7 protein-coding genes and 1 tRNA gene are annotated in these 6,249 nt (G+C 32.5%); 6 read left to right on the forward strand and 2 right to left on the reverse strand.

Translation table 11 applies throughout. The features are described from left to right. Positions 1-34 precede the first annotated feature (34 nt). The 4 genes from BLT46_RS04845 (at position 35) to BLT46_RS04860 (ending at position 3,014) form a co-directional block, all read left to right on the forward strand. Complete coding sequence (locus tag BLT46_RS04845; RefSeq protein WP_176770726.1) at positions 35-790, forward strand: YegJ family protein; 756 nt, start codon at positions 35-37, stop codon at positions 788-790. Between the two features lie 172 nt (positions 791-962). Beyond that, entirely contained in the window at positions 963-1,829 is an 867-nt protein-coding gene (locus BLT46_RS04850) for a hypothetical protein (protein WP_090407074.1), read from the forward strand. A 118-nt stretch (positions 1,830-1,947) separates the two neighbouring features. Continuing rightward, on the forward strand, positions 1,948-2,493 hold the full coding sequence (locus BLT46_RS04855; protein WP_090407077.1) for a hypothetical protein: 546 nt from the start codon (positions 1,948-1,950) through the stop codon (positions 2,491-2,493). Positions 2,494-2,525: 32 nt separating this feature from the next. Then, positions 2,526-3,014, forward strand: coding sequence for a GNAT family N-acetyltransferase (locus BLT46_RS04860; protein ID WP_090407080.1), 489 nt, complete (start codon positions 2,526-2,528; stop codon positions 3,012-3,014). A gap of 66 nt (positions 3,015-3,080) precedes the next feature. Here the strand turns inward: BLT46_RS04860 and BLT46_RS04865 are convergent. Then, positions 3,081-3,154: transfer RNA gene (locus tag BLT46_RS04865), tRNA-Arg, on the reverse strand. Positions 3,155-3,841: 687 nt separating this feature from the next. Between BLT46_RS04865 and BLT46_RS04870 the strand changes: the two genes are divergently transcribed. Then, positions 3,842-4,516, forward strand: coding sequence for a carboxylesterase family protein (locus tag BLT46_RS04870; RefSeq protein WP_090407083.1), 675 nt, complete (start codon positions 3,842-3,844; stop codon positions 4,514-4,516). A 120-nt stretch (positions 4,517-4,636) separates the two neighbouring features. Here the strand turns inward: BLT46_RS04870 and BLT46_RS04875 are convergent, their stop codons facing one another. Beyond that, a complete protein-coding gene (locus BLT46_RS04875; protein WP_090407086.1) occupies positions 4,637-5,584 on the reverse strand; it encodes an ADP-ribosylglycohydrolase family protein in 948 nt (315 codons plus the stop codon). A gap of 415 nt (positions 5,585-5,999) precedes the next feature. Between BLT46_RS04875 and BLT46_RS13160 the strand changes: the two genes are divergently transcribed. Further along, the gene (locus tag BLT46_RS13160; RefSeq protein WP_176770727.1) at positions 6,000-6,143 is read left to right on the forward strand and encodes a hypothetical protein; all 144 of its coding nucleotides are present in this window, start codon (positions 6,000-6,002) and stop codon (positions 6,141-6,143) included. Positions 6,144-6,249: the final 106 nt, after the last annotated feature.

The raw sequence follows: 6,249 nt of genomic DNA on the forward strand, positions 1-6,249 counted from the left end.
CAATTTTTAGATTTGTAATCTTAATATAAAGATAATGGGAGAAAATAAAATTTATTTCGCAGAAGGAGATCATCCAAAAATGATTGAAGCTTATAAAAAAGCACAAGAAACATTCAAATATTTTTGGAGAGAGTTGTCTTGGGAATATAGAAGAGTAGTTCCAGGTTTAGACATGGCAAGCGTTAAAGTAGCATTCACACAAGAAGTGGAAGGACAAGACGAGCCAGTTGTAGAGCATATGTGGATAGGTAATCTTGACTTTGATGGAAAGGTTATTTACGGGGAATTATTAAACGAACCAAATGAGATTACTGAGTTAGTAGAAGGTGATCAAGTAGGGGTAACTTTAGATCAAATTAGCGATTGGATGTTTATTTCTCAAGGGAAATCTTATGGTGGTTTCACTGTTCAAGCGTTGCGTTCAGAAATGACTGACGAAGAGCGCGCTGAACACGATGCTGCTTGGGGACTTGACTTTGGTGATTTTAATGAAGTTACAATTGTAATTGATCAACAAGAGAGTCCTGAGAACTTAGTAGAGCACCCAATGAGTAAGAATATGAAAGAAAACTTAGGAGACTTTTTAACTAAGAATCCTGAAGAAGTTAGTCGTCTTGATGAAGCTGGTTTTACTTTCTTACAAAAAGAGGTGATTGCAGGAAACTTGACAAGTGTTGAGGTTCTTTTAGCACACGGAGCGGATAAGAATGCAGTAAATAACGAAGGAAAAACAGCGTTAGATTATGCTAAAGAAATGAACTGGGAACACATTATTCCTGTTTTAGCTTAATTAATTGGTTATACAATATGAAAGCGTCTTTGAGTATGATACTCAAAGACGCTTTTTTGATATAAATCTATTTTTAAATAAATAAAGCAATATATTTACTTAAAAATAGATTTATATCAGTGAATGATGTGAGTTTGATGCAGAAGTGTATTTGTAAATTAACAAACATAAGATGAATATTGTTTATTTAGTTTTTGGAGAAAGTATTGTAAATTATCAACAGGTGTGTTTTTCTATTTATACCGCTTTGATTAGAAAAGAAACAGAGGATAAGATTGTAATTATCACAGAAGATACTTCTCTGTTTAAACATTTAGGAGATAAAGTTGAAGTTATACCTATTAATAGAACCATTATCAAAGAATGGGAAGGTGCGTATAAATTCTTTTGGCGTGTGAAAATAAAAGCATTAGAATTAGTAGCTTCTAAATATCCTGAACAACATATTTTGTATATGGATGGTGATACTTTTATTTATAAAGATTTGTCTTTATTAAAAACAGAGATGAATAAGGGACAAAATTTTATGCATTTAAACGAAGGTAAGATGTGTGAATTGCCAACAAAAACAGAGAAGTTAATGTGGAAACAGATTAAAGGAAAAGTGTTTGGAGGTATAACAATGGATGAAACTGTTTGTATGTGGAATGCTGGATTAATTGGTATTTCTGCGAAGCACTTAAACTGTTTGACTTTGTGTTTACAGATCAATGACGAAATGTGTAAAGCAGATGTTACACGACGCTTAATTGAACAATTTGCTTTTTCTTTAGGAACTAATGCTGTTTCAACTTTAAAATCTGGTGATCAAGTTGTAGGGCATTATTGGGGGAATAAAGATGAGTGGAATGAGTTAATTGGTGATTTTATGAAACGAGCATTGATGACTGGTCTTACAATTGAACAAATGCTTGATGAGGTTAAGGATATTAAGTTAGAGAATCATGCTATTTGGGTAAGACGTTCTAATACGCAACGAAAACTGAAGAATGTAATAGATAACTTTTACAAAGATAAGAGAGCTATTTTTGTAAAGTAATATATAAAATTCCTCTATAGACTACTGTTTATAGAGGGATTTTTGTTTTAAAAATGTTTTGTAATGTGTAGAGTAAGGCCAGTTTTATCTATTTTTACAACAGTTAAATAGTATAAATATGACAACAGAAGCATTGTATAAAGCAGTATTGGAGACAACAGTGCACGTGGCAAGTCGCGAGCGTACCTTGCTTAAAATAGGCAATTCAAAAGAGGTCGTTTCTTTTTTGATAGCGTATAGTTTTCAAGTCAATGATCCTATACATATTAATGCTTGTTTGTTGTTACAAGAAATTGTGTCCGCTGATATCGTAAAAATACTTCCCCACTTACCTTATTTTTTAGAGCACTTAGACAAGGTAACTAATGAGTCGAGTAAGCGATTACTCAGTAGGATAAGCCATCTATTAGTAAAGAGTAAAAAAGTAGAATTAACAGATTTACAAGAGAAGCGTTTGGTAGATATAGCACTGCTGTGGTTGGTGTCTAATTCAAAAGTAGCTACAGAATCGTTTGCAATGGATATCTTGTTGTTGCTTTGCACTAAATACAAGGAGGAGGTTTTCTTGGCATCTGAGATAATTGAAGGAAACTATTCAACTAAATCTGTAGCATATCAAAACAAGGCGAAGAAGTTTTTAAAACACGCAATGACACTTGCTTAACCATATTGTGTTTCATTGTAAAAAATAAGAGTATGATTGGAAAATATATAAGATCTGTTAATTTAGATTATCGTTTGCGCTTGATTGAGGAGGGAGAAGCCTATCCGTTTAATTTGCTGTTGTTAGCAGATGAAACGATGGATGCCATTAATAAATACATAGGTGATTCAGATGTTTTCATTTTAGAAGAAGGAGAAGCGCAATTAGCGGTATTTTGTTTATATCCGATTGATGCAAGTACACTTGAACTTAAAAATATTGCTGTATGCGAGTCTTTACAAGGACAGGGGATTGGTGGGTTATTAATACAAGAAGTTGTGGCTATTAGCAAGAAAAGAGGGTATTCTCGTTTAATCGTTGGTACGGCTGATTGTGGAATAGATCAAATTCGCTTTTATGAGCGCAATGGCTTTAAGAAATATGGTGTAAAAGAGAACTTCTTTCTTGACAATTATGCAGTTCCAATTATTGAAAATGGCATACAATTGAAAGATATGGTTATGTTAGAGCAGATACTGTAATTACAATGTAAAATAGGAAAGTATTTGAAACAAAAAAGCCCTTGAAATAATCAAGGGCTTTATTTGTGATCCAATCAGGATTCGAACCTGAGACCTACTGCTTAGAAGGCAGTTGCTCTATCCAGCTGAGCTATTGGACCGTCCTTAAATCTCGAGGATTTAATTGTTTTGTCTTGTAATGTTGAGCACTATTGTTCTCTCATTTTGACAGTGCAAATATAGGTCTTTTTATTTATTTCTCGCAAGAAAAAAGTAATGTTTTTTTAATAAAAAAAACAAGTGTTTGATAGGTAGTTCTTTAGCGAAGTAAATTTTTACTGATTAAAATGTAAACTACCCTTGAGATAGCGATATTATTAGGAAAACGGGAGGTGTGATAATTGAGATGAGCGTAAAAAAGTTGTAAAAAAAGCCATATTGCCTTTCTGTTTTTTGTCATTTGTTATTCAGATCTGCTATTTTTTATAGGAATGGAGTATATTTTTAGAGATAAATTCTTCTTACGAGCATAAATTTGATGAGTAAATTCTTCTATTTTTAGAGATAAACTATTCCTTTTTAAAAGAACAAAGTGTTGAGATTAATTTGTTATGTAGTCAATAGAGACAATTAAAAATAATAGGATATGAAGCTGTTTATGACATTGAAAACTAAGCGATGAGTAGAGAAAACAAAGAAAGGAGGTATTTCCCTTGCTTATTTTTTTAAATAGGTAAGTAATTGTAGTTGAATAGAATAAAAGAAGACTTGTTTTAAAAATTACTATTTGTGAAGAATCGAGTTGTTAAAATTCAATTATACCAATTATATTTACCTTTAAAAAAGGTATGAAATATATTATTGCATTCATTTGTCTGCTATCAATAACAGCATTTGCCCAACCTAAAGCTGTTGTAGACAAGACAACGTATCAGTTTTGGTTAAATGAACCCAAAGAGGTTCAAGATAAGAATCCGCTTATTATTTCTTTACACGGTAGAAGTTTGTCAGGCACAAACATTGAAAGAGTAAAACGATATGGTGCGTTAAAGGGAATTGAAAAAGGACTTGATATTCCAGCTTATTTAGTTGCGCCACAATTGCCATCAGGACCTTGGAATGCAGATAAGATTGATGAGATTGTAAGCTATATGATTGCCAATTACAATATAGATGAAAGTCGCATTTACGTTACAGGAATGAGTTTAGGAGGATATGGAACAATGAAGTATGCGAGTAAATATCCTAATCGTATTGCAGCGGCTATCGCTATTTGTGGAGGAGGGGAAGAAAGAGAAGCCTGTGCTTTAACGTCAATTCCGATTAAATTGATTCACGGAGATAGAGATTTCATTGTGCCATTGAGAGAGTCAAAGAAAATAATGGCAGCAATTCAAAAGTGCGATAAAGCAGCACCAGTAGAGTTGCAAGTTGTCAAAGGAGGAACACACGGAAGTGTAGAGGATTTATATCGACACATAGATTTATATAATTGGTTGCTACAACATAGCAAAGGAGAGTAAATGAAAAGAGTTAGCAGTTGCTAACTCTTTTTTATGCTTTAAAATATTTTGTTGTATACTATGATTAAGGATGTATTTCTGTATTCAGTCAGATCATTTAAAATACTATAGTCTATAAATTTATTTTTTATAAGTTTGATGCAATTGTTCAGCTAAAAGCTCAATATTCTCCTTTCTTTTCAAAGGGGCTAACCAATGCGTAGGAATATTATCATATCCATACAAAAGTCCAGCTAATGCACCTGTTATAGCAGCATTCGTATCTGTGTCTTTTCCAAGAGATATAGCTTTTAAAACAGCCTCCTCATAACTTTTTGTAGTTAAGATTGTATGTAGAGCAATTTCTAAACTTCCTAACACAAAGCCTCTATTGTTAAATAAAGCAGGATCTGTTGATAAGAATTCATCTGAAAAGAGTCGTTTGAAAATATCATTATTTACAAATTTTAAGGACAATTCTTCTTTAAGATATGTAAAAGCAAGCTTAGTGTTTTTTGTATGATATAAGTGTTTAGCAAACTGTAGATAGATGTAACAACAATCTACAGAAATGGTGTGAGCATGAGTTAAGCTGCTAAAGTTACTGATATAGCTGTAAGGATCCGTAATGGTTTTATCATACAAAAGAGGCAGAAGTAAGGGGGATATACGCATTAATGAACCATTGCCATTGTCGTTTTCATTTTTCATGCCACAGTTTTGCCAGTTACTCCCATAGGCATAGTTTTCAATAGCAAATAAAGTTGTTCTTCCGATGTCGAAAGTTTCTCCATCGGCAGTCCAATACCCTTCTTTCATCCAATCTTTAAAACGCTCTAAAAGGTTATCTAAGTTAGTTTCATTATTAGCCAAGTATTCAGCTGTACAAAAAGTAAGAGAGGAGTCATCACTAAAGGTTCCAATGGGTTTATTCCAAGAGCCAAAAGCAGTTTGTCTGTTAGGAATATCTTGGTAATTGGATTGAACAGAGGGCATATTAATTTCATTAGGATAACAAAATTCAACAGGTACTCCCAGAGCATCTGCAACAGCAACTCCAAATAAAAGATCTTGTGCTAAGTGTGGCATAAATTGATTTTTAAAAGCTTGTTTATCAAAATTAAATCATAAAAATGGCAACCCAAACTCTTAAGAAGAGATTTTGTGTTTTTTAAGAATAAGTCTTTGAAAAGCTTTATTGAATAACAACATAGCAAAGGAGAGTAAACGAAAAGAGTTAGCAACTGCTAACTCTTTTTTTATGTTCTAAAATATTTTGTTGTACACTATGATTAAGGAAGTAATGATACCAAAGTAGGCAAATATACCAATGATGCTATAGTATATGATGTAATTGTTAATTGGTTTTTGCGTAACTTCAACAGTGGAAAAGAAATTGTTTAAACGATTAATATATTTCTTTTTTGTAATTGTATAGGCTATGTAGGTAAGAGTTAGTAAGGTTATCTTGCCAACAACGTTTTTTGTGTTGTAGTTTATGCCAATGGCTTTTAAAATAAAAATAAGTAAAATTAATGTAGTAACACTTAAAGCGATGAACAAGATGTTGAAGATAATTTCAGTTGATGCTTTTCTTGCTTGTACTTCAGGATCAAGCACAAAAGTTGGGGAGGAAGTTGTAAAATAATATATTTGCACCATGATGGATAGCAAAGAAATACTAAAACTAATCCTACCTGAGTACTTGGTAGAGCATTTCAATATTACAAAAGTTGAAGAATTAAATAGTCGTT

The organism is Myroides phaeus (assembly GCF_900099675.1).
Lineage (GTDB): Bacteria > Bacteroidota > Bacteroidia > Flavobacteriales > Flavobacteriaceae > Flavobacterium > Flavobacterium phaeum.